The sequence below is a fragment of the Caballeronia sp. INML3B genome (genome assembly GCF_023631305.1).
GTDB lineage: Bacteria > Pseudomonadota > Gammaproteobacteria > Burkholderiales > Burkholderiaceae > Caballeronia > Caballeronia turbans.
The window spans coordinates 79503-103313 of sequence record NZ_JALQDI010000015.1 but is presented as its reverse complement, the minus strand read 5'-3'; the positions used below and the strand labels follow the sequence as shown (position 1 = coordinate 103313).

General features: G+C 65.3%; 23 protein-coding genes. 17 read left to right on the top strand and 6 right to left on the bottom strand.

Annotated elements, in window-relative coordinates:
* Nucleotides 1–14 precede the first annotated feature (14 nt).
* The 3 genes from prfB to NCS58_RS09580 form a co-directional block, all read right to left on the bottom strand.
* A protein-coding gene (gene prfB, locus NCS58_RS09590) for a peptide chain release factor 2 (protein ID WP_250538318.1) occupies nt 15–1119 on the bottom strand; the annotation gives its coding sequence in 2 pieces (ribosomal slippage) (nt 15–1037 and nt 1039–1119; 1104 coding nt in all).
* Nucleotides 1120–1203: 84 nt separating this feature from the next.
* A complete protein-coding gene (recJ, locus tag NCS58_RS09585; RefSeq protein WP_250538316.1) occupies nt 1204–2904 on the bottom strand; it encodes a single-stranded-DNA-specific exonuclease RecJ in 1701 nt (566 codons plus the stop codon).
* Between the two features lie 13 nt (nt 2905–2917).
* Complete coding sequence (locus NCS58_RS09580; protein ID WP_250538315.1) at nt 2918–4012, bottom strand: regulator; 1095 nt, start codon at nt 4010–4012, stop codon at nt 2918–2920.
* 23 nt (nt 4013–4035) lie between these two features.
* Between NCS58_RS09580 and NCS58_RS09575 the strand changes: the two genes are divergently transcribed.
* The 10 genes from NCS58_RS09575 (at nt 4036) to ftsB (ending at nt 15383) form a co-directional block, all read left to right on the top strand.
* Nucleotides 4036–4281, top strand: a complete 246-nt coding sequence (locus NCS58_RS09575) for a hypothetical protein (protein WP_250538313.1) — start codon at nt 4036–4038, stop codon at nt 4279–4281.
* The gene (locus NCS58_RS09570) at nt 4278–5531 is read left to right on the top strand and encodes a lipoprotein-releasing ABC transporter permease subunit (protein WP_250538312.1); all 1254 of its coding nucleotides are present in this window, start codon (nt 4278–4280) and stop codon (nt 5529–5531) included. Before NCS58_RS09575 ends, NCS58_RS09570 begins: the two co-directional genes overlap by 4 nt.
* Nucleotides 5524–6237, top strand: coding sequence for a lipoprotein-releasing ABC transporter ATP-binding protein LolD (lolD, locus tag NCS58_RS09565; RefSeq protein WP_250538311.1), 714 nt, complete (start codon nt 5524–5526; stop codon nt 6235–6237). The genes NCS58_RS09570 and lolD overlap by 8 nt, the downstream gene beginning before the upstream one ends.
* 23 nt (nt 6238–6260) lie before the next feature.
* Nucleotides 6261–7049 carry a TatD family hydrolase gene (locus tag NCS58_RS09560; RefSeq protein WP_250538309.1) on the top strand — a complete coding sequence of 263 codons (789 nt, stop codon included), beginning with the start codon at nt 6261–6263 and terminating at the stop codon, nt 7047–7049.
* Nucleotides 7050–7113: 64 nt separating this feature from the next.
* Entirely contained in the window at nt 7114–9597 is a 2484-nt protein-coding gene (locus tag NCS58_RS09555) for a ComEC/Rec2 family competence protein (RefSeq protein WP_250538307.1), read from the top strand.
* A 30-nt stretch (nt 9598–9627) separates the two neighbouring features.
* A complete protein-coding gene (locus NCS58_RS09550) occupies nt 9628–10449 on the top strand; it encodes an alpha/beta fold hydrolase (RefSeq protein WP_061119669.1) in 822 nt (273 codons plus the stop codon).
* 172 nt (nt 10450–10621) lie between these two features.
* Nucleotides 10622–12316, top strand: coding sequence for a CTP synthase (locus NCS58_RS09545; RefSeq protein WP_250538306.1), 1695 nt, complete (start codon nt 10622–10624; stop codon nt 12314–12316).
* A complete protein-coding gene (gene kdsA, locus NCS58_RS09540; RefSeq protein WP_250538305.1) occupies nt 12313–13167 on the top strand; it encodes a 3-deoxy-8-phosphooctulonate synthase in 855 nt (284 codons plus the stop codon). The genes NCS58_RS09545 and kdsA overlap by 4 nt, the downstream gene beginning before the upstream one ends.
* A 347-nt stretch (nt 13168–13514) precedes the next feature.
* Entirely contained in the window at nt 13515–14798 is a 1284-nt protein-coding gene (gene eno, locus NCS58_RS09535; protein WP_061119666.1) for a phosphopyruvate hydratase, read from the top strand.
* 114 nt (nt 14799–14912) lie between these two features.
* Nucleotides 14913–15383: a cell division protein FtsB gene (ftsB, locus tag NCS58_RS09530; RefSeq protein ID WP_061119665.1), complete on the top strand. Its 471-nt coding sequence runs from the start codon at nt 14913–14915 to the stop codon at nt 15381–15383.
* Nucleotides 15384–15462: 79 nt separating this feature from the next.
* Here the strand turns inward: ftsB and NCS58_RS09525 are convergent, their stop codons facing one another.
* The 3 genes from NCS58_RS09525 to NCS58_RS09515 all read right to left on the bottom strand — a co-directional run bounded on the left by NCS58_RS09525 (nt 15463) and on the right by NCS58_RS09515 (nt 17496).
* Nucleotides 15463–15813 carry a hypothetical protein gene (locus tag NCS58_RS09525; RefSeq protein ID WP_061119664.1) on the bottom strand — a complete coding sequence of 117 codons (351 nt, stop codon included), beginning with the start codon at nt 15811–15813 and terminating at the stop codon, nt 15463–15465.
* A gap of 165 nt (nt 15814–15978) precedes the next feature.
* Nucleotides 15979–16929: an Hsp33 family molecular chaperone HslO gene (hslO, locus tag NCS58_RS09520; protein ID WP_061119663.1), complete on the bottom strand. Its 951-nt coding sequence runs from the start codon at nt 16927–16929 to the stop codon at nt 15979–15981.
* 42 nt (nt 16930–16971) lie between these two features.
* On the bottom strand, nt 16972–17496 hold the full coding sequence (locus NCS58_RS09515; protein WP_061119662.1) for a gamma carbonic anhydrase family protein: 525 nt from the start codon (nt 17494–17496) through the stop codon (nt 16972–16974).
* Between the two features lie 229 nt (nt 17497–17725).
* On the opposite strand from NCS58_RS09515, the gene NCS58_RS09510 reads away from it, so the two are divergent.
* The 7 genes from NCS58_RS09510 (at nt 17726) to NCS58_RS09480 (ending at nt 23805) form a co-directional block, all read left to right on the top strand.
* Complete coding sequence (locus NCS58_RS09510; protein WP_250538304.1) at nt 17726–18571, top strand: ferritin-like domain-containing protein; 846 nt, start codon at nt 17726–17728, stop codon at nt 18569–18571.
* Nucleotides 18572–18625: 54 nt separating this feature from the next.
* Nucleotides 18626–19510, top strand: coding sequence for an alpha/beta fold hydrolase (locus tag NCS58_RS09505; protein ID WP_250538302.1), 885 nt, complete (start codon nt 18626–18628; stop codon nt 19508–19510).
* Nucleotides 19511–19594: 84 nt separating this feature from the next.
* Nucleotides 19595–20425 carry a 3',5'-nucleoside bisphosphate phosphatase gene (locus tag NCS58_RS09500; RefSeq protein WP_061119659.1) on the top strand — a complete coding sequence of 277 codons (831 nt, stop codon included), beginning with the start codon at nt 19595–19597 and terminating at the stop codon, nt 20423–20425.
* Between the two features lie 151 nt (nt 20426–20576).
* Nucleotides 20577–21206 (top strand): L-threonylcarbamoyladenylate synthase, encoded by a 630-nt coding sequence (locus NCS58_RS09495; protein WP_250538301.1) that lies wholly within the window; start codon nt 20577–20579, stop codon nt 21204–21206.
* Between the two features lie 130 nt (nt 21207–21336).
* Entirely contained in the window at nt 21337–22002 is a 666-nt protein-coding gene (locus tag NCS58_RS09490) for a site-2 protease family protein (protein ID WP_061119657.1), read from the top strand.
* A 4-nt stretch (nt 22003–22006) separates the two neighbouring features.
* On the top strand, nt 22007–23209 hold the full coding sequence (locus NCS58_RS09485; RefSeq protein ID WP_061119656.1) for a tryptophan--tRNA ligase: 1203 nt from the start codon (nt 22007–22009) through the stop codon (nt 23207–23209).
* On the top strand, nt 23209–23805 hold the full coding sequence (locus tag NCS58_RS09480) for a bifunctional 2-polyprenyl-6-hydroxyphenol methylase/3-demethylubiquinol 3-O-methyltransferase UbiG (RefSeq protein ID WP_250476816.1): 597 nt from the start codon (nt 23209–23211) through the stop codon (nt 23803–23805). The genes NCS58_RS09485 and NCS58_RS09480 overlap by 1 nt, the downstream gene beginning before the upstream one ends.
* Nucleotides 23806–23811 lie beyond the last annotated feature (6 nt).

The following is a 23811-nucleotide window of genomic DNA, read 5'->3' as shown; positions in this document are numbered from 1 at the left end:
CCGCGCCGAAAGACTTAAACGCCTTGTTTCAGGCTCGCGCCGATGAAGTCGTCGAGGTCGCCGTCGAGCACGGCGCGCGTGTTGCTCATTTCCACGTTGGTGCGCAGGTCCTTCACGCGGCTCTGGTCGAGCACGTAGGAGCGGATCTGATGGCCCCAGCCCACGTCGGTCTTGCTGGATTCGAGCTTGTCCTGTTCGGCCTGGCGCTTGCGCATCTCGAACTCGTAGAGACGCGCCTTCAGCATCTGCATGGCTTCCGCGCGGTTGCGGTGCTGCGAGCGGTCGTTCTGGCACTGCACGACGATGCCCGTGGGCGCGTGCGTCAGACGAACCGCGGAATCGGTCTTGTTGATGTGCTGGCCGCCCGCGCCCGATGCGCGATACGTGTCCGTGCGGATGTCGGCGGGATTGATTTCGATCTCGATCGAATCGTCGATCTCCGGATACACGAACACCGACGAAAACGACGTATGCCGGCCGCCCGACGAATCGAACGGCGACTTGCGCACGAGGCGGTGAATGCCCGTTTCGGTGCGCAGATAGCCGTACGCGTATTCACCTTCGACCTTGATCGTCGCGCTCTTGATGCCGGCGACATCGCCTTCGGATTCTTCTAGAACTTCGGTCTTGAAGCCCTTGCGCTCGCAGTAACGCAGGTACTGGCGCAGCAGCATGGACGCCCAGTCGCACGCTTCGGTGCCGCCCGCGCCCGCCTGAATGTCGATGAAGCAGTTGTTCGGATCGGCCGGGTTCGAGAACATCCGGCGGAATTCCATGTCCTCGACGCGAACGCGCAGCGCATCGGCGTCGGATTCGCACGCGACGAGCGTGTCCTCGTCCTGTTCCTCGCGCGCCATGTCGAAGAGATCGCTGGCGTCGCGCAGGTCGTTGTCGAGCGCGGTGATGGTCGAGACCACGCCGTCGAGCAGCTTCTTTTCACGACCGAGCGCCTGGGCGTTCTTCGAGTCGTTCCAGACGTTCGGGTCTTCGAGTTCCTTGTTGACTTCGGCTAGACGCGCGGACTTGGCGTCGTAGTCAAAGATACCCCCGTAGCTCGGCCGCGCGGCGGCGCAGGTCGGCCAGAAGGCTTTCGATCGCGTTGAGACGTTCCGCTTCCATTGTCGATCTTCGGCTTCGTAAAAAGATGAAATTATAGCCGATCGACAGGGTTTCCCCGGCTTTCCGGGCGCCCGGCGCGCCTTCTCAGCCCGCGTGCTCGACGATCAGCTGTACGCGCGCGACGCCGTTCCACGAATCGCTGACGAGCCGGTACGCGACAGTCGCACGCGGCGGCAGCGGATCGACGTGGTTGAACCAGATCGCGTTGAAGCGCTGACGCCCGCGCAACAGCGACAGCTTCAGATGCTTCTCTTTCACGAGTGCCTGCGACGCGACTTCGAACTCGCCGGAAAACGTGGGCGCGGGAAAGCCTTGTCCCCAGACGGCGGCGTCGAGCAGGTCGACGAACTGCGGCGTGAAATACGCGTCTTCCAGCTCGCCATCGGTTTCGAGCGTGCGCGAAAGCGCTTCGGGCGTCAGCCATTCGCGTCCGACTGCTTCGAACGCTTCGGTGAAGCGCGGAATGTCGGCGGTGGAAATCGTCAGGCCCGCGGCCATCGCGTGGCCGCCGAACTTGTGGATGAGGCCGGGCTCGCGCTTGCTGATGAGATCGACGGCATCGCGCAGATGAAAGCCGGGAATCGAACGGCCGGAGCCCTTGCAGAGCGTGCCGCTGTCGTCGGCGTGCGCGAACGTGAAGGACGGCCGATGGAACCGCTCCTTGAGCCGTCCCGCGACGATGCCGATCACGCCCTGGTGCCAGCTCGCATCGTAGAGCGTGAGCGTCGCACGCTCGCCGGGATCGATCGTCTGCAGCTCGGCGAGCGCCTGCTGCTGCATGCCCGCTTCGATTTCGCGACGCTCGCGGTTCATCGAATCGAGTTGCTGCGCGAGTTCCCACGCGCGGCCGATGTCGTCGGTCGTCAGGCATTCGATGCCGAGCGACATGTCGGACAGCCGTCCCGCCGCGTTCAGGCGCGGGCCGAGCGCGAAGCCGAGATCGAAGCCCGACGCCGCGCGCGCATCGCGGCCGGCGGCGCGGAAGAGCGCCGCGACGCCCGGCTGCATGCGGCCCGAGCGAATCCGCTTCAAGCCTTGTGCGACGAGAATCCGGTTGTTGCAGTCGAGCTTGACGACATCGGCGACGGTGCCGAGCGCGACGAGATCGAGCAGGCCGTCGAGACGCGGCTCGGGCGCGTCCGTGTAAGCGCCGCGCTTGCGCAACTCCGCGCGCAACGCGAGCAGCACATAGAACATCACGCCCACGCCCGCGATGCACTTGCTCGGAAACTCGCAGCCCGGCTGGTTCGGATTGACGATCGCGCGCGCGGCGGGCAGTTCGTCGCCGGGCAGGTGGTGATCGGTGACGAGCACGTCGATGCCGAGGGCATTCGCCGCGGCGACGCCGTCCACGCTCGCGATACCGTTATCGACGGTAATCAGCAGATCCGGCAGGCCGGCTTTGGAACGCGCCGCCAGCTCCACGATTTCCGGCGTGAGCCCGTAGCCGTATTCGAAGCGATTCGGCACCAGATAGTCGATGGTCGCGCCGAACATGCGCAGGCCGCGCACGGCGACCGCGCAGGCGGTGGCGCCGTCGCAGTCGTAATCGGCGACGACGAGCATGCGCTTGCCCGCGGCGAGCGCATCGGCGAGCACGACGGCGGCATCGTCGCAGCCTTTCAGGCCGGCGGGCGCGTGCAGGCGCTTGAACTCGGTTTCGACTTCGTCGGGCGAGCTCACGCCGCGCGATGCATAGAGGCGCGCAATGACGGGATGCAGGCCGTGGCGCATCAGCGCTTCGGCGTCGGCGGGAGAGGAGGCGCGCGTAACGATTCGCGTCATTGCAGGGTATGCCTTATTCGATGAAGAGCGCCGCGATCGGACGGCGCCGCCAGAACTTGCGCAGATCGGCGCGCGTGACGGAAAGCGTGACCGAGCCGGTGTCGCCGCAGAGCGTGAGGCTCAGGCGGCCGAGCGAGCCATCGCCGAGCGCCTGCAGCGCGGGGGCGAACCACGCGGCTTCGAGTTCCTTGAGCGACGCGTTCCAGCGCGCCCAGTCCTGCTCGATGAACGGCGCGGAGAACGGATTCAGCTCGACGAGCGTCGCGCCTTGCGAGCCGTCTTTCGACAGCGATGCAAACGACTCGGGCGGCGTCGACGGCTTGACGCCCGACGCGAGCGCGAGACCGCGCGTCGCCGCGGCGTCTGACATCACGCGTGCGAACGGTCTCGCCACGGGCCGCATCGTGCCTTGTCCGTGGAGCCAGATCGAGTTGATCGCGGGCAGGCCGCGCGATTCGCGTTCGAGATTCAGCGGGTGCTCGAACCACGCCATCTGCACTTCGTTCTGCAGCTTCATCCACGCGCGCGAGCGCTCGCCGGTGCGGGCTTCGTGGGGCAGCCAGATTTCGATGTTGCGGCCCGTCGCCCGCAGCGGCGATGCGCCCGCGAGCGAGCCGAGCGCCTCGCCCGAGACATACCAGCGCAACGGCGTCGGCGCTTGCAGCGTCACGCCGAGGTCTTCGATCACCGGCCGCGCCGTCTGAAGCAGTGCGCGCGCTTCTTCCGTATGCACGCCGAGCGTCTCGGGATCGATCAGCACCAGATGATCGTGCGCGATGCGCACGTGAACCGGCTCGATGCAGGCCCAGGGCGCATTGCCGGGCGTGCCGCCGTCGGCGAGCAGCATGAAGGGGGCGAGCGGGGCATCGTCGGCGTAGCGTTGAGCAGCGGGCGTGACGGCGTTGAAGCGCCGCGCGATCCAGCGTTCGTGCGGCAGCGTGCGCTGGAAGTCCTCGCCGATGACGCGTTCCTCGAGCGTCGCGCGGGCGAGCAGCTTGTCGAGCGCCGCGCTCTCCAGGCCGTGCAGGGCGATGGCGGCGTCCGCGGCCGACGGCAGGGCGAACGGCAGCAGGAGATGGAGGTCGTGAACGGGCATGATGCTCGGCATTGTAGGGCAAAGCGGGTGGGGCGATGACGCCCGCCATGCCGGTTTTGCCCGGCGATCGACGCGTGCTCATGCGTCGCTTTCTCCATATATGGCAAACTTTCGCAGATTTCACGCTTGGTCGTGGCAAGCCGGCGCGCTTCGCCGCCGTCGCCATGCATCCGCGAAGATCGCCGCGTCATTCAGACGATGCCGGCGATGCCGCGCAAAGAGCGACCACCGCGCCACCGGGGCATAACAACGCTGGACAGCAGCAGAAAGGAATCGCTTGAAACTTCCGTACGAATGGCAGATCGGCTGGCGCTACACGCGCGCCAGCAAACGCACCACAGGCAACGGCTTCATCTCCTTCATCGCGCTCGTGTCGATGGCGGGCATCGCGCTCGGCGTCGCTGCGCTGATCGTCGTGCTGTCGGTCATGAACGGCTTCCAGAAGGAAGTGCGAGACAGGATGCTGTCGGTGCTCGCGCACGTCGAAATCTTCTCGCCGACCGGCTCCATGCCCAACTGGCAACTGACCGCCCAGGAAGCGCGCCGCAATCCGGAAGTGATGGGCGCCGCGCCCTATGTCGAAGCGCAGGCGCTGCTGACGCGCCAGGGCGCGGTGAGCGGCGTCGCGCTGCGCGGCGTGGAGCCGTCGCTGGAGCCGGAAGTGTCGGATATCGGCAAGGACATGCGCGCAGGCAAGCTGACGGATCTCAAGCCGGGCGAGTTCGGCATCGTGCTGGGCAAGGATCTCGCCGCCAATCTCGGCGTGGTAAACGGCGACAAGATCACGCTCGTCGCGCCCGAAGGCACCATCACGCCGGCAGGGATGATGCCGCGGCTCAAGCAGTTCACCGTCGTCGGCGTCTTCGAGTCCGGTCACTATGAATACGATTCGACGCTCGCGCTCATCGAAATCCACGACGCCGAGGCGCTCTTCCGTCTGCCCGCGCCGACCGGCGTGCGCCTGCGCCTGAAGGACATGCAGCGCGCGCCCGAAGTCGCGCGGCAGCTCGCGCGCACGCTGTCGGGCGATTTGTATATCCGCGACTGGACGCAGCAGAACAAGACGTGGTTCTCCGCCGTGCAGATCGAAAAGCGCATGATGTTCATCATCCTCACGCTGATCATCGCGGTGGCGGCGTTCAATCTCGTGTCCTCGCTCGTGATGACCGTCACCGACAAGCAGGCCGATATCGCCATCCTGCGCACGCTCGGCGCGCAGCCCGGCTCGATCATGAAGATCTTCGTCGTGCAGGGCGTGACGATCGGCTTCATCGGCACGGCGCTCGGCGTGACCTTCGGCTGTCTCGTCGCGTGGAGCATTCCGTGGCTCGTGCCGATGATCGAGCATCTCTTCAACGTCCAGTTCCTGCCGTCTTCGGTGTATTTCATCAGCGAACTGCCGTCGGAACTCGTGCCGGGCGACGTCGCCAAGATCGGCGTCATCGCGTTCCTGTTGTCGTCGCTCGCGACGCTCTATCCGAGCTGGCGCGGTGCGAAGGTTCGTCCGGCGGAGGCGCTGCGCTATGAGTGATCTGATTCCGTCCAGCAATCTCGTTCTGCAGGCATCGGCCATTTCGAAGACGTTCGTGCAGGGCGGCTTCAATGTGCAGGTGCTCAACAACGCGCAGCTCGACGTGATGCGCGGCGAGAAGCTCGCGATCGTCGGCGCATCGGGCTCGGGCAAGAGCACGCTCCTGCATGTGCTCGGCGGGCTGGACGAGCCGAGCGCGGGCAAGGTTTCGCTGCTCGGCAAGCCGTTCACCGAGCTGAAGGAGAAGGAGCGCAACGAGCTGCGCAACCGTGCGCTCGGCTTCGTGTATCAGTTCCATCATCTGCTGCCGGAATTCACGGCGCTCGATAACGTCGCGATGCCGTTGCGCATCCGCCGCATGTCCGAAGAGGATGCGCGCCGCCAGGCGCAGGAGATGCTGGAACGCGTGGGCATCGGTCATCGCGCGAAGCATCGGCCGGGCGAGTTGTCGGGCGGGGAGCGACAGCGTGTGGCCATCGCGCGCGCGCTCGTCACGCGTCCCGCGTGCGTGCTCGCCGACGAACCCACAGGCAATCTCGACGGCGGCACGGCCGACACCGTCTTCAACCTGATGCTGGAGCTGTCGCAGACGCTCGAAACGAGTTTCGTGATCGTCACGCACGATCCCGATCTCGCCGCGCGCTGCGACCGCATCATGCGCCTGCGCGACGGCGTGCTGCACGAAGAGCCGCCGGTGCCGGTATAACGCGTTGCTGTGCGGGAGGCGTCATGTGGATCGATACGCATTGTCATCTCGATGCCGGAGAGTTCGACGCCGACCGCGATGCCGTCGCGGGCGCGGCGCTCGATGCAGGCGTGACGCGCATCGTGATTCCGGGCGTGGATCGCGGCAACATCGCGGCGGTGCGCGCGCTCGCGCATCGCATCGCGGGCGGCGCATACGCGCTCGGCATTCATCCGCTTTTCACGCCGGGCGCGCGTGAAGACGATCTGCGCGTGCTGCGCGAGGAGATCGAGGCGAGTCTCGATGATCCGTTGTTCGTCGGCATCGGCGAAATCGGGCTCGACTATTTCGTTCCGACGCTCGACGATGCGCGCCAGCAATTCTTCTACAACGAACAGTTGAAGCTCGCGCGCGAGTTCGGCCTGCCGGTGATTTGCCATGTGCGCAAGTCGCAGGACAAGGTGCTGAAAGGCTTGCGCGTGCACGATATTCATCGGGGCATCGCGCACGCGTTCAACGGCAGTTTCCAGCAGGCCGAGGCGTTCATCGCGCAAGGCATGCATCTCGGCTTCGGCGGCAATCTCACGTTCGAACGCGCGCTGCAGATCCGGCGGCTCGCGGCCGAGCTTCCGCTTGAGGCGATCGTGCTCGAAACCGATGCGCCCGATATCGCGCCTTCGTGGCGCTACAAGCAACGCAACACGCCCGATCAGGTCGCGCGCATCGCAACGGTGCTCGCGCAGTTGCGCGGCATCGACGAAAACACGCTTGCCCTAGGCACAACGGCTAACGCTCACGCAGCGCTCCCACGGCTCGCGCCCGCCTCTTCATAATCGTTTCGATCGACGTCCGTCTCTGCGAGCGCGCGTCTGCGGCAACGAAAACGAAGAGGAAGAAGTGCGGGCGATTCTGCTGGGATTTGCGCTGGGCGTCTGGGGATTGCAACAGCAGGCTGGCTTGCCGGACGCAATCGTGTGGTTCGCGGGCTGCGCGGCGTTCATCGTGGCGATGACGCTCGGCGCGATGAAGCCGCGCGTGCGCATCGCGAGCTTCGCGCTCGGCGCCTGCGCGCTCGGCTTCGCCTATGCCGCGGTGCGCGCTGAAGTCCGGCTGCGCGAGCAGTTGCCCGCCGCGTACGAGCAACGCGACATCGAACTGACGGGCTTCGTGCGCGGGCTTTCCGAGCAACGGGCGGACGGCGCGCGCCTGCTCTTCGAAGTCGAAGCGAACGGCGCGGGTCTGCGCGACTTTCCGCGCATCGTGCGATTGTTGTGGATGTCGCCGGATCGAACGCCACTCCGCGCTGGCGAACGATGGACGCTGAGCGCGCGTTTGAAGCGCGCGCATGCCGATGCGAACTTCGGCCTGCGCGATGGCGAAGCGAGCCTGCTCGAACGCGGCATTCGCGCGACGGGCACTGTGTCGGCTGCGCGCACGCCGCGGCGCGTGAGTCCCGATGCGACGGGCCCGCGTCTGATGATCGACCGTCTGCGTGCCCGCGCGCGCGATCGCATCGAATCGGTGCTGGGGCACGCGCCGCATCGCGGGATCATCGTCGCGCTCGCGGTGGGCGCGCAGGAGGCGGTCAGCGATGCCGACTGGGCCCTCATGCGCGCGACCGGCACGAGTCATCTCGTCGCGATATCGGGGTTGCACATCGGCTTCGTCGCGGGACTGGCGGCGTTGATCTTCGGCTTCGTGTGGAAGCGGCTCAGGTTGCGCGGCGTGCCCGCGCCATTGATCGTGGCCGCGCCGAAAGTGGCGGCGGCCGGTGCGGCCGTGTTCGCCGCCTGCTACGCCGCGCTCGCCGGATTCAACGTGCCGGCGCAACGCACGGTCTGGATGCTGCTGATCGTCGCCATCGCGTTTCTGTGCGGAAGGCGGCCCGCGTCGTCGCTCGTGCTCTTGTGGGCGCTCGTGCTCGTGCTGGTCGCCGATCCGTGGGCGGTGACATCGCCGGGATTCTGGCTGTCGTTCTGCGCGGTGGGGGCGATATTGCACGCGATCGCGGCGGCGGGGCGAGTCGAGTCACGCGCGCAGGCGCAAGAGCACGACGAAATCGAACAGTGGGATCGCGCCGATCCGAGTGAAGTCGGACAGCGGCCGGCGCACGCGACCGGGCCGAGACTGCTTCCTCTCATCACGCGGTTCGGCGGCCGTGCACGGCGTCACGCCACGTCGAGCGCGCGCGTGCAGTACGCGATAACCATCGCGCTCGCGCCGCTCACCGTCTATTGGTTCTCACAGATTCCGTTGCTCGGTCCGCTCGCGAACGCGTTCGCGATACCGTGGATCAGCGTGCTCGTGACACCCGCGACGCTCGCGGGCCTGATGCTTCCCGCGCCGCTCGATGCGCCGATGCTCCACGCCGCGCACGCCGCGCTCTCGGTGCTTTGCGACTTACTCGCGCGCCTCGCCGACGCCGTGCCATCGCCCCTCTGGTTTCTCCCGAAGCCTGATGCGTTTGCGCTCGCGGCATCGTGCATCGGTGTCGCGTGGGCGCTCGCGCCACGAGGCTGGCCGCTGCGCTTCGCCGCGCCGCTCACCTGGCTGCCGCTTCTCGCTCCCGCGACGCATCCCGCGCCCGAAGGCGCGTTTCGCGTCACCGCGCTCGATGTCGGGCAGGGCTCGGCACTCGTCGTCGAGACGGCGCGGCATGCGTTGCTCTTCGACGCCGGGCCCGGTCCCGAATCGACGCACGCGGGCGAGCGCATCGTCGCGCCGTATCTCCAGGCCGCGGGCGTTCGCATGCTCGATACGCTCGTCATCAGCCATTCCGATTCGGATCACGCAGGCGGCGCGCCCGCCGTATTGCAATCGATCGAGGTGCGCCAGTTGCTGGCGTCGCTGCCCGCGACGGACGCGTTGTGGCCGAACGCGCGCGCACGCGGCGCGCAAACGCTGCGCTGTACGGCGGGACAGCGCTGGACGTGGGACGGTGTGGAATTCCGCGTGCTGTGGCCCGAGCCGGGGCCGCTCTCGGGAAAGCCGAATCATCAGTCGTGCGTGCTGAAGGTGACGAGTGCGGCGGGGCGCGCGGCGCTGTTCGCGGCCGATATCGAAGCGGACGTCGAACGCGCGCTGATCGCTCGCGACCGCGCCGCCTTGGATGCCGACGTGCTGATCGCGCCGCATCACGGCAGCCGGACGTCGTCGACCGAGCCTTTCCTCGATTCTGTCGGGCCGTTGGCGGCGATATTTCAGGTAGGCTATCGCAACCGCTTTCACCATCCGCACCCGACCGTGTTCGCGCGTTACGGGTTGCGCGAGATCGCGCTTTCGCGCAGCGACGACGACGGCGCGGCGCGCATCGACATCGGCGGGCAGATCGTGCTCGAGCGCTACCGGCAGACGCACGCGCGCTACTGGATGGGGCGTTGAAACCAGAACAAGAACGGAGACGAATCCCGCTTGAAAGACATCATCCATTTCTCGCACGCGAACGGCTTTCCGGCATCGGTCTATCGCACGATTTTTGCGGAGCTTTCCGACGATTACGACGTTCGCAGCATCGAGTGCATCGGGCATGATGCGCGCTTTCCGGTGACGCGCGACTGGCCGTATCTCGTCGATCAGCTCATCGACGACATGAGCCGCTATCGGCGGGAAGCGGACAGCGCGCATCCGAAGGTGTGGCTCGTCGGGCATTCGCTGGGCGGCTATCTGTCGCTGATGGCGGCGCTCAAGCGCCCGCAATGGGTGAAAGGCGTGGTGATGCTCGATTCCCCCGTGATTGCCGGCTGGAGAAGCAGCCTTCTGCGCGTTACGCAATGGACCGGACTGGATGAGCGGCTGTCGCCCGCCGCCGCGACCAGGAAGCGCCGCACGCAGTGGGCGAGCCGCGACGAGGCATGGCGGCATTTTCTGTCGAAGCCCGCGTTCGCGCGCTGGGACGAGCGCATGCTCTCCGACTACATCGACTTCGGCATTCCGCAGACTCATGCGAACGGCGCGCGCTCGCTCGCATTCGATCGTCACATCGAATATCTGATCTATCGCACGCTGCCGCATACGCTCGGCGCGCGACTCGCGCACGGCGTGCCGGTGCCGGTCGGGTTCATCGCGGGGACGCGTTCGCGCGAGGTGCGGCAAGTGGGACTCGGCATGACGCGGCGCATCGCCGGCGCGCGGATTGAATGGATGGAAGGCAGCCATCTCTTTCCGATGGAGCGCCCGATCGACACCGCGCGCGCAGTGCAGCGCCTGCTTAAAGCGATGCAGTCATCGCAATGACGAAGCGGCCGAAAGGGCACGAGCACGCACGCGGGACTTGACGAACGGCCCGTGCGATGTTCCGCAAAAATGACGCGGAAATGCGCAGATTCGTAGCCAATCCCGACGTCTGGCGCGCTTCGTGGGAGTCTGCCTTTACGGTATAATCCGTTTTTCCCGCGAGCATCTAGCGATGACCAAATATGTATTCGTCACCGGCGGCGTAGTTTCGTCCCTTGGCAAGGGTATTGCCGCCGCCTCTCTCGCCGCGATCCTCGAATCGCGCGGTCTCAAAGTCACTCTCCTCAAGCTCGATCCCTACATCAACGTCGACCCCGGCACGATGAGCCCGTTTCAGCACGGCGAAGTGTTCGTGACGGAAGACGGCGCGGAGACCGACCTCGACCTCGGCCACTACGAGCGCTTCATCAGCACGAAGATGCGCAAGGCCAATAACTTCACCACCGGCCAGATTTACGAATCGGTGATCCGCAAGGAACGCCGCGGCGAATATCTGGGCAAGACGGTGCAGGTCATTCCGCACATCACCAACGAAATCCAGGCTTTCGTCGAGCGTGGCGCCGCAGCGGCGACGTGCGGTCAGCCGGATGTGGCAATCGTGGAAGTCGGCGGCACGGTGGGCGACATCGAGTCGCTGCCGTTCCTCGAGGCCGCGCGTCAGATGAGCCTGCGCATGGGCCGCAACAGCGCGTGCTTCGTGCACCTCACGCTAGTGCCGTTCATCGCGACCGCGGGCGAGCTGAAGACGAAGCCCACGCAGCACAGCGTGCAGAAGCTGCGCGAAATCGGTATCTATCCGAACGTGCTTCTGTGCCGCGCGGACCGTCCGATTCCCGATGACGAGCGCGCCAAGATCTCGATGTTCTCGAACGTGCCTGAAGACGCCGTGATCTCCGTGTGGGACGCGGACAGCATCTACAAGATTCCGCAGATGCTCAACGACCAGCACCTCGACGACATCATCTGCGAAGAGCTCAAGCTCTCGCCGCCGCCGGCCGATCTGACGATGTGGTCGAACCTCGTCGAGAAGCTCGAGAACCCGAAGCATGAAGTGACCATCGGCATGGTCGGCAAGTATGTCGAGCTGACGGAGTCGTACAAGTCGCTGATCGAAGCGCTGCGTCATGCCGCCATCCATACGTCGACGAAGGTCAACATCGAGTACATCGATTCCGAGCAGATCGACGCCGAAGGCACCGATGCGCTCAAGCATCTCGACGCGGTGCTCGTTCCGGGCGGTTTCGGCCGTCGCGGCACGGAAGGCAAGATCAAGGCCATCCGTTATGCGCGCGAATCGAAGACGCCTTATCTCGGCATCTGCCTCGGCATGCAGCTCGCGGTGATCGAATTCGCGCGCGACGTCGCCGGTCTCGCCGATGCGAACAGCACCGAGTTCGATCAGGACACGCAGAACCCGGTCGTTGCGCTCATCACCGAGTGGTACGACCGCGCGGGCCGCATCGAGAAGCGCAGCGAGGAGTCGGATCTCGGCGGCACCATGCGTCTCGGATCGCAAAAGTGCCCGATCAAGCCTGGCACGATGGCCGAGCGCATCTACGGCAGCGACGTGAACGAACGTCATCGTCACCGTTATGAAGTCAATAACCGTTTCGTGCCCCAGCTCGAAGCCGGCGGGCTTATCATCAGCGCCCGTACCCCGAGCGAGGACCTGCCCGAGATGATGGAGTTGCCGCAGTCGCTGCACCCGTGGTTCGTCGGCGTGCAGTTCCACCCCGAATTCACGTCGACGCCGCGCGACGGGCATCCGCTCTTCAAGGCGTTCGTCGATGCGGCGCGCGTTCATGCCGAATCCGCCGACGCGAAGGCGCCGGCCCGGGCTGCGGCGACCGCGGGAGCGCAAGCATGAAGCTGTGTCACTTCGAGGCCGGCCTGGACAAGCCGTTTTTTCTGATCGCGGGCACGTGTGTCGTCGAATCGGAGCAAATGACGATCGACGTCGCCGGGCGCCTCAAGGAGATGACCGAGAAGCTCGGCGTGCCGTTCATCTACAAGTCGTCCTACGACAAGGCGAACCGCAGCTCGGGCAAGTCGTTCCGTGGCCTCGGCATGGACGAAGGGCTGCGCATTCTCGGCGAAGTGAAGAAGCAGCTCGGCGTGCCGGTTCTCACGGACGTCCACGCCGAGCACGAGATCGAAGCGGTCGCATCGGTCGTGGACGTGCTGCAGACGCCCGCGTTTCTGTGCCGCCAGACCGATTTCATCCACGCATGCGCGCGTTCGGGCAAGCCGGTGAACATCAAGAAGGGTCAGTTTCTCGCGCCGCACGACATGAAGAACGTGATCGACAAGGCGCGCGATGCCGCGCGTGAAGCGGGTCTCTCGGAAGACCGCTTCATGGCGTGTGAGCGCGGTGTGTCGTTCGGCTATAACAACCTCGTGTCCGACATGCGCTCGCTTGCGATCATGCGTGAAACCAATGCGCCAGTCGTGTTCGACGCGACGCACTCGGTGCAGTTGCCGGGCGGGCAGGGCACGAGCTCGGGCGGTCAGCGCGAATTCGTTCCGGTGCTGGCGCGCGCGGCGGTCGCCACGGGCGTCGCGGGCCTCTTCATGGAGACGCATCCGGACCCGGCCTGTGCGAAGTCGGACGGCCCGAACGCGGTGCCGCTGCAGCACATGGAGGCGCTGCTCTCCACGCTCATCACCATCGATCGCGCGGTGAAGAGCGGCTCGTTCCTCGAGAACGATTTCAACTGAGTATCTGCGGCAAAAGGAAGTGGGGCGCGGGCGTCATCATCGGCGGGCGTGTCACGAAAAAACAGGTCGCCTGGCGTGACCGGAGCAACGGAGGAGCGTGCAGCGCGTGAGGGCGGTATCCGCGTACCCGCGCAGATCAGCGGGGCCAACGCCCGCTCCCACAAAAGCGATGCGGATCGAGTCGCTATCCCGAAACGACCGCTCTTTGCGCCGGCGCTGAACCGGTGGTCATCGAAAGGGTCTGAGCGAAGCAGTGAAGCGCGTGCCGCCGCGTGTATCGAAGTGTAAAAACAGGCGGCGCGCTTCGTTGCGACTGACAGAATTCATCGTCATTTCTTGAGGAAACCATGAGTGCTATCGTAGATATCATCGGCCGCGAGATTCTCGATTCGCGAGGCAATCCGACCGTCGAATGCGACGTGTTGCTCGAATCGGGCACGATGGGCCGCGCGGCGGTTCCGTCGGGTGCGTCCACCGGTTCGCGCGAAGCCATCGAACTGCGCGACGACGAAGCCGGCCGCTACAACGGCAAGGGCGTGCTGAAGGCCGTCGAACACATCAACACCGAGATTTCCGAAGCCATCATGGGCCTCGACGCCTCGGAACAGGCTTTCCTCGACAAGACCCTGCTCGAGCTCGACGGCACCGACAACAAGTCGCGCCTCGGCGCGAACGCGATGCTCGCCGTCTCGATGGCGGTCGCGAAGGCCGCGGCCGAGGAAGCCGGCCTGCCGCTGTACCGCTACTTCGGCGGCTCGGGTGCGATGCAACTGCCGGTGCCGATGATGAACATCGTCAACGGCGGCGCGCACGCGAACAACAGCCTGGACATTCAGGAATTCATGATCGTCCCGGTCAGCCAGCCGACTTTCCGCGAAGCGCTTCGCTGCGGCGCGGAAGTGTTCCACGCGCTCAAGAAGATCCTGGCCGAGCGCGGCATGAGCACGGCCGTGGGCGACGAAGGCGGCTTCGCACCGAACTTCGGTAGCAACGACGAGTGCCTGTCGACGATTCTGCAGGCTATCGAGAAGGCCGGTTATCGCGCCGGTGAAGACGTGCTGCTCGCGCTCGACTGCGCGGCGAGCGAGTTTTACCACGACGGCAAGTACCAGCTCGCGGGCGAAGGCCTGCAATTGTCGTCGAACGAATTCGCCGATTACCTCGCGACGCTCGCAGACAAATTTCCGATCGTCTCGATCGAAGACGGCATGCACGAGTCCGACTGGGAAGGCTGGAAGATCCTGACCGACAAGCTCGGCAAGAAGATCCAGCTCGTCGGCGACGATCTGTTCGTGACGAACACGCGCATCCTGAAGGAAGGCATCGAGAAGGGCATCGCCAACTCGATCCTCATCAAGATCAACCAGATCGGCACGCTGACGGAAACCTTCGCGGCAATCGAAATGGCCAAGCGCGCAGGCTACACGGCCGTGATCTCGCATCGCTCGGGCGAGACGGAAGACTCGACGATCGCCGATATCGCCGTCGGCCTCAACGCCGGGCAGATCAAGACCGGCTCGCTGTCGCGTAGCGACCGCATCTCGAAGTACAACCAGCTGCTGCGCATCGAGGAAGACCTCGGCGATATCGCGAGCTACCCGGGCAAGTCGGCGTTCTACAACTTGCGCTAAAGCTTTTGCCGCTTTAGTCGATAAAGACGCTTAGTCGTCTTTAAAGCGTCATCTTTTGAAGCCCGCCGCCCACGGCATTCTTGCCGCCGGGCGGCGCTTATTTCGGCTACGTGAATGCGGCTCGTAACTGTCGTTCTGATTCTGCTGCTGGTGCTGATCCAATACCCGCTCTGGTGGGGCCACGGCGGCTGGCTGCGCGTGCATGAATTGCAGCAGCAGCTCGCGCAGCAGACGGAGAAGAACACGAACCTGAGGTTGCGCAACGAGCGCGTTCAGGGCGAAGTGCAGGATCTGCAAAACGGCACTGCCGCCGTGGAAGAGCGTGCGCGCTACGAAATGGGCATGGTGAAGGACAGCGAGGTATTCGTTCAGTTCGTCGCGCCGAATTCGAATGCGCCCGTCAACTCCGCCAACGTGCCGGGCATGAACGGTTCGACGCGCGGTCAGGTCTCGGCAGCGCCGCTGCGCGTGGTGCCGAATCCGGTGTCGCGTTCGAAGCAGGAATTGCGCGATCTGGACAAGAAGGCGCAGAAGGAAAAAGCAGCCGAAGCGAAGAAGAAACAGCCGGCAGGCACGGCGCAGTAGCGTGGCGGCTCCCCGGTCGGAACAAAAAAGCGCGGTCATCGACCGCGCTTTTTTTCTGCCGAGCCTGTTGCCGGATCGATTACCACCAGGTGCCGAATCCGACGCCAGTGCCCCAATACGGACCGCCCCAGCCGCCGCTCGAATAGCCTCCGTACACCGAGACCGGCATGGGTGCGTAGAACTGCGACATCGTCTTCGCCGCATTGCCCGCGGCGGCAGCTTGCTGCGATTCGTTTAGCGCCTGCTTGTCGATGGCGTTGTACCGTTCCATCTGCTGCTGTGGCGTCAGCGTCTCTTGGGGCGCGGACGGCGTATCGGGCAAGCGGCTATAGATCGGCGAAGGACCGGGCGGATCCATCATGCAGCCGGCGAAGAGTGCGACGCCGGCAAGGCATGGCAGCAGTTTCCAGTTGAATGGTGTGGTTTTCATTTACGACCTCCAGCGGGCCGGACATCTGTACAGGAGCCCCAATCATAGCTTGCGGAGTCTGTCGTGAGTCTAGGCCGTAAGCGGGTGCGCCGAACGGTCACCGGGCCTCCGAAGCCCTTGGCGCATGCGGCGCAACCTCCCGCTGGACAAGGCTTTCGCGGCGTTTCAGTGGCGCCGGTCCGACGCCGGACTCACGCCTTGTGAGAGTTCTTTTGCGACAAAAAGTTGCGCAACGTCGACGGTGTCGAAGTCGTAGCGCTGATTGCAGAACTCGCAATGCACTTCGACGTTACCGCGCTCTGCGATCACGCCGTCGACTTCCTCGCGGCCGAGCATCTTGAGCATGCCGCCGACTTTTTCACGCGAGCACGTGCACTGAAAACGCGCCGGCGCGGGATCGAAGTGCTGCACGTTCTCCTGCCAGAACAGGCGCTTGAAGACCGTGTCCGGTTCTTCTTTCAGCAATTCTTCCGTCGAAAGCGTGCTGCCGAGATGGCAGACGCGCTGCCAGGTGTCCGCGTCGTGTTCGCCCGGGTGCGGAACGATGCCGCCATCGCCCGGCAGCTTCTGCAAAAGCATGCCGACGGCGCGATCGGTGTCGGCGGCGAGCCATAGGCGCGTGTCGAGCTGCTCGGAGTGATGCATGTAGTGCTCGAGCACCTCGGCCATCGACGAGAGCGGGCCGTGTTCGCCCGACAGCGGCACGATACCCTGATACGGTTGCTGTCCCGGCTTCTTGTCGGCCGGATCGAGCGTGATGACGCAGCGCCCGCGTCCGTGACGGTTCAGTAGCTCGGCGAGCGACATTTCGTTCTCGAGCTCGCGCTCGGTCCCTTCGGCGAGCTTCGCAGTGGCGCGCAGCGAGAGGTTGGAATTGCATTGCACGACCAGCATCTTCACTGGTCCGTCGCCGTAGATTTGCATGACGAGCGTGCCGTCGAACTTGAGGTTCGCGGATAAAAGCGCACATGCGGCCATCATCTCGCCGAGCACGTTGCGCACTGCCGCAGGGTACGAGCGGCGCGCGAGCACTTCCTGCCACGTATGGCGCAATGAGACGATCTCGCCGCGCACGGGCGCTGCGTTGAACATGAATTTCTGCAACTGGTCGTTCACAACTCTTCCTTGGGTGTTGAGGCTCGCCCGGTCTTCCGGGTCTCAGCCGATGCGCACGAGCTGCGCCTTGTAATATTCGCGCCGGTCGGCGTAACTTGCCGTGGCCGCGCGCATGCGTGCGATATCCGCCTCGCCGATTTCCCGCACCGCCTTCGCGGGCGCGCCGAGAATCAGCGTGTTGTCCGGGAATACCTTGCCTTCGGTGACGACGGCGCCCGCGCCAACCAGACAGTTGCGGCCGATCACCGCACCATTCAAGACCACGGCCTGGATCCCGATCAGCGAGCCTTCCTTGATCGTGCAGCCGTGCAGCATCGCCTGATGACCGACGGTGACATCGTTTTCGATCGTCAGAGGAAAGCCGGGGTCGGCGTGCAGCACCGCGCCTTCCTGCACGTTGCTGCCACGCCCGACGACGATCGGCTCGTTGTCGCCGCGCAGCGAGGCGCCGGGCCACACGCTCGTGTTTTCCTCGAGCGTCACGCGCCCGATGATGGTCGCGGTGTCCGCGAGGAACACGCTTTCATGGATGGTCGGGGCGTCGTCGCCGAGTTTGTAGATGGCCACATTGTCTCCTGGGGCGTGGTGTCGTAAGGGCGGGGCGCTGGTGGCGCTAAAATGCGCGCCTGCCGGTGCGGCTTGACGGTCACGGCCGTCCCGGTCGCACCGATCGTTGCGCGGATTGTTACGCGGATTGTTAGGCGATGTGCGGCGTCCGCCGGGATTACCATTTTAGCTGTTTGCCGTAAGCGTCCGCTGGACCGCGCGGTTCGAGGCCTGTTTTCGAGATCGTTCGATGCACCACCCTGTGATTCCCACCAAAGACGACGCCGACGCCTGCACGCGCCGCGCGGCGCTCGCCGTCCTGCGCGAGCGCGACCCCGCGACGAAAGCGGCGCGCGCCGGCGCGCTGTTCGAGGCGGCGCGCGCGCAGCCATCCCGAATCGATCGGCGAGCCACGTTCGATGAACCCGGCGATCTGCCCGGCCGGCCCGGACGTCCGGAACTCGTCGAGCCGTCGTCGCTGAAGCGTCGCAGCATGCAGTCGGAGGCGGGCCGCGCCGTATTGCTGCATGCGCTCGCGCACATCGAATTCAATGCCATCAATCTCGCGCTCGACGCCGTCTGGCGATTTCCGTCGATGCCGCAGGATTTTTATCTCGACTGGTTGAAAGTCGCGGCTGAGGAAGCGCATCACTTTTCGCTGCTGAGCGCGCGGCTGGCCGATTTCGGCCATGCCTACGGCGATTTCCCGGCGCACGACGGCCTGTGGGAGATGGCGCAGCGCACGCGCGGCGACGTGCTCGCCCGCATGGCACTCGTGCCGCGCACGCTGGAGGCTCGCGGGCTCGACGCGTCGCCGCCGATCCGCAAGCGCCTCGCGCAGGCGGGCGATCACGCGTCCGCGGGGATTCTCGATGTCATCCTGCGCGACGAAATCGGCCACGTGCTGATCGGTAATCGCTGGTTCCGTTTCCTGTGCGACGGCCTGGGTCTCGATCCGCACGCGACCTATGAACGCCTCGCCGAGCAGTACCACGCGCCGGAGCTGCGCGGCCCGTTCAACTTCGAGGCGCGCCGCGACGCGGGTTTCGACGAAGCCGAACTGCGCGCGCTCGCCGGCCTGGACGACGCGAAATAGCCTGCGGCCATCGCCGCTATAATCGAACGATCATCCTTTATTCGAGGCGGCACCATGAAAGAATCGCGCTCCGAATTCGTCGATGCGCGCGGTGTGCGTCTGCATGTGCGCCGCTGGGGTTCGCCCGACGCCCCGATGCTCTTCATGCTGCACGGCTGGATGGATATGAGCGCGTCGTTCCAGTTCGTCGTCGATGCGCTCGCCGGCGACTGGCAGGTCCTCGCGCCCGACGCGCGCGGCTTCGGCCTGTCGGACTGGCCGGTCGCTCAAAAGGGCGGCGGGCATTACTACTTTCCGGACTACCTCGCCGATCTCGACGTGCTGCTCGATCAGTTCGCGCGGGGCGTGCAGGTGAATCTCGTCGGTCACAGCATGGGCGCGAACGTCGCGCTGCTTTATGCAGGCGTGCGGCCCGAGCGCGTGCGCCGCGTGGTCGATCTGGAAGGCTTCGGTCTGCCGGCGGCGCGCGCATCGCAATCGCCCGGGCGAATCGCGCAATGGCTCGACGATCTGCGCGCGCCGCCGGCGCTGCGCAGCTATGCGGGCCTCGATGAAGTCGCCGATCGGCTGATCCGCACGAATCCGCGTCTGCCGCTCGCGCGTGCGCGCTATCTCGCGCAGCACTGGTCGCGCGAGCAAAGCGACGGACGCTTCCATCTGCTGGCCGACCCGGCGCACAAGTTGCGCGGACCGACGCTGTATCGGCTGGACGAGGTCACCGCCGCGTGGGCGCGGGTCACGGCGCCGGTCCTGCACGTCGAGGCGAAGGACTCGCCGACGCTCGCCGCCCTCGCGGGACTGACGCCCGTCGCCGAGTTCAAGACGCGCTTCGCCGCTTTTGCCGACTGGCGTGAGGAAATCGTCGACGGCGCCGGGCACATGATCCATCACGACCAGCCGGCGCGCGTCGCGTCGCTGATTGACGCGTTCTGCGCATGAGCGGCGCGCCGGTAAGAAGGGGCCTGCATAACCGGCGTGTCATGCCATTACAGTTAGAATGTCAGTGAAACCCCAGAGCCGAAAATGAACGCCGATCTGCATTGCCACTCCACCGTGTCCGACGGCCAGTTCGCGCCCGCCGAAGTTGCGCAGCGCGCGCATGCGAACGGCGTGACGCTGTGGTCGCTCACGGATCACGATCAGCTCGGCGGGCAGAAGGAAGCGCGCAAGGCCGCCGAGGCGCTCGGAATGGGCTACCTGCCGGGCGTCGAGATCTCGGTGACGTGGGCGTCGCGCACGGTGCACATCGTCGGCATGAACGTCGATCCGGACAACGAGGCGCTGCTTGCCGGGCTCGAATGCACGCGCAACGGGCGCGCGGCGCGCGGTGTGGCGATCGGCGAGGCGCTCGCGGCGATCGGCATTCCGGATTGCTACAAGGGCGCGCTGCGCTTCACCGACGATCCCGACATGATTTCGCGCACGCACTTCGCGCGGTATCTGGTGGAGGCGGGTTACGCGCAGTCCACCGCGGACGTGTTCACGCGCTATCTCGGCGACGGCAAGCCGGGCTTCGTCGGGCATCGCTGGGCGAAGCTCGCGGATGCCGTCAAATGGATCAAGGATGCGGGCGGTGAGCCGATCATCGCGCATCCGGGGCGTTACGATTACACGCCGGTCGAATTCGCCGCGCTCTTCGACGAATTCATCCAGCTCGGCGGCCATGCGATCGAGGTGGTGACGGGCAGCCACACGCCCGACCAGTACCGCGAATACGCCGACGTTGCGCGCCGCTACGGCTTTGAGGCGTCGCGCGGCTCGGACTTTCACGGCGCGGGCGAAGGGCGCGTCGATCTAGGCCGCCTTCCGCCGCTGCCTGACGATCTCACGCCCGTCTGGGAACGCTGGCTCTAGCGTTTCCCTGGCGCGCGTCGTTCCGGCCCTACGCGCACGGTCTTTGCATCAACGGTAATTTTCCGCACGCACATCGCGTCAGGCGCGCTCGCGCGTGATCCGCGCCGCGCCTGGGCATTCGCGATAACGATCGAAACAATAAGGCGTCGCCATGTCTCAATTCTTTCGCATTCATCCGGACAATCCGCAGCCGCGGCTCATCAATCAGGCCGTGCAGATCATCAAGGACGGCGGCGTCGTCGCGTTGCCAACGGATTCGAGCTACGCGCTCGGATGCCATCTCGACGACAAGGACGCCGTCGAGCGATTGCGACGCATTCGCGGCATCGACGACAAGCAGTTGCTGTCGCTGCTCGTGCGCGATCTTTCCGAGCTCTCGAACTTCGCGATGGTCGACAACCAGCAGTACCGCCTCATCAAGTCGGTGACGCCGGGGCCTTACGTGTTCGTACTGCAGGCGACCAAGGAAGTGCCGCGCCGGCTGTCGCACCCGTCACGCAAAACGATCGGGCTGCGCGTGCCGGACCACGCGATCACGCTTGCGCTGCTGGAGGCGCTCGGCGAGCCGCTTCTCGCCTCGACGCTGATCCTGCCGCCCGACACCGAGCCGCTCAACGACGCGGAGGAAATTCGCGAGCGCCTGGAAAAGCAGGTCGAGCTCGTGATCGATGCCGGTGCGTGTCCGGCGGAGCCGTCGACGGTGATCGACCTTTCATCGGGGGAGTCAGTGCTCGTGCGCGCGGGGAGAGGCAGTCTCGAACCGTTCGGGCTCACGGCGTAAGCGCCGCGCAGTAGCGCACACGGGCCTACGACCCGATTAAGCGTTTTCGCACATCATGGGCGAAATAGTGCGCGCCCGGCGCCGTCGTGCGCGTCGGATCGGACCTGCCCGCTTGATACAATAGCGCCCCATGGACCCTTCCCTGATACAGACCATCGCGGTTTACGCGCTCCCCGTGATCTTCGCAATCACGCTGCACGAGGCCGCGCATGGCTATGCCGCGCGCTTGCTCGGCGACAACACGGCCTACGTTCTGGGCCGCGTTTCCATGAACCCGATGCGCCATATCGATCCGATCGGCACGATCCTGATTCCGATCGTCCTGTACTTCGTGACGAGCGGCGCGTTCATGTTCGGTTACGCGAAGCCTGTGCCGGTCGCGTTCGGCAACCTGCGCAATCCGCGCTGGGGCAGCCTGTGGGTCGCCGCGGCCGGCCCGGGCAGCAACTTCGTGCAGGCGCTCATTTGGGGCGTGATCGCGGTAATGCTCGCGGCTTTTCACGTCGACGAACTGTTCTTCACGCGCATGGCGGCCGCGGGCGTCGGCGTGAATCTCGTGCTCGGCGTGCTGAATCTTTTCCCGTTGCCGCCGCTCGACGGCGGCCGCGTCGTCATGGCGCTCCTGCCGGTGCGCGCGTCGATCGCGTTCTCGAAGCTCGAGCCGTACGGCTTCTTCATCGTGATGGCGCTTGTCGTGACCGGCGTGCTGACGCGCTACTGGCTCGGGCCGCTCGTGAACGTCGGTTACACGGCGGTGTCGGCTATTCTGAATCCCCTTGCTTCACTATTCCCATAACATCATGTTCCCAGACCGTATCTTCTCCGGCATGCGGCCCACCGGGTCGCTGCACCTCGGCCACTATCACGGCGTGCTGAAAAACTGGGTGCGGCTGCAGTCCGAGTACCCGTGCTTCTTCGCGGTGGTCGACTGGCACGCGCTCACGACGCACTACGAGACGCCCGAGGTCATCGAGAAAAACGTGTGGGAGGTGCTCATCGACTGGCTGGCATCAGGCATCGATCCGGCGCAGGCGACGCTTTTCATCCAAAGCCGTGTGCCCGAGCATGCCGAACTGTCGCTGCTGCTCGGCATGGGCACGCCGCTCGGCTGGCTCGAACGCGTGCCGACCTATAAGGAGCAGATCGAGAAGCTGCGCGAGAAGGATCTGTCGACCTACGGCTTCCTCGGCTATCCGGTGCTGATGGCGGCGGACATCCTCCTGTATCGCGCGTCGCTCGTCCCGGTCGGTGAGGATCAGGTGCCGCACGTCGAGATGACGCGCGAGATCGCGCGCCGCTTCAACTACCTGTACGGCCGCGAGCCGGGCTTCGAGGAAAAGGCGATGGAAGCCGCGAAGAAGCTCGGCGGCAAGCGCGCGAAGCTCTATCACGAGTTGCGCGTCGCGTATCAGCAGGAAGGCGACGACGAAGCGCTCGAGCAAGCGCGCGCGATGCTGCAGGAATCGCAGAGTCTGTCGATGAGCGACCGCGAGCGGCTGTTCGGTTATCTGGAAGGTTCGCGCAAGATCATTCTCGTCGAGCCGCAGGTGCTGCTGACCGAAGCGTCCCGCATGCCAGGGCTCGACGGGCAGAAGATGTCGAAATCCTATGGCAATACCATCGGTTTGCGCGAGGATGCCGCGACCATCGAGCAGAAGGTCCGCAGGATGCCGACCGACCCGGCGCGCGTGCGGCGCACCGATCCGGGCGATCCCGACAAGTGCCCGGTGTGGCAGCTGCATCAGGTCTATACGGACGAAAAGACGCACGAATGGGTGCAGAAGGGCTGCCGTAGCGCGGGCATTGGCTGCCTGGAATGCAAGCAGCCGGTGATCGAAGGCATTCTGCGCGAGCAGCAGCCGATGCTCGAGCGCGCGCAAAAGTACATGGACGACCCGTCGCTGTTGCGCGCGATCGTCGCGGACGGCTGCGACAAGGCGCGCAAATTCGCCACGGAGACGATGCGCGACGTGCGCGAGGCGATGGGCCTGTCCTACAGCTGATGGAAGGCGTGCCGAGTCCGTGGGTCGTGCGCTGGGCGCATCTCGTCGCGCCCGCCGGCGCGGTGCTCGACGTCGCTGCGGGCAGCGGCCGACACACGCGCTGGTTCGCGGCGCGCGGCTTTTCGGTTCTGGCCATCGACCGCGATGCCGACGCGCTCGTTTCGATGTCCGCCATACCGCGCATCGAGACGCTTACGGCCGACATCGAAAATGCGCGCTGGCCGCTGCCGGACGACCGAACGTTCGACGCAATCGTGGTCACGAATTACCTGCATCGCCCGCTGTTCGGGCACTTCATCGATGCGCTCGCACCCGGCGGCGTGCTGATCTACGAGACCTTCGCGGCCGGCAATGGCAGTATCGGCAAGCCGTCGAATCCCGCGTTTCTGCTCGAACCCGGCGAATTGCTCGAAGTAGTGAGAGGGCGTCTGCGCGTGATCGCCTACGAGGACGGATTCACCGACGTCCCGCGTCCTGCCTATGTGCAGCGAATTTGCGCGGTTCGTGAAGCGCAGTCAGCGAAAGGGTGGGCGGAAAACGCGCTCACGATTGGTAACACACCCTCGGGTCCGCCGCGTTACGCGCTCGGCGGCTAATCCGCT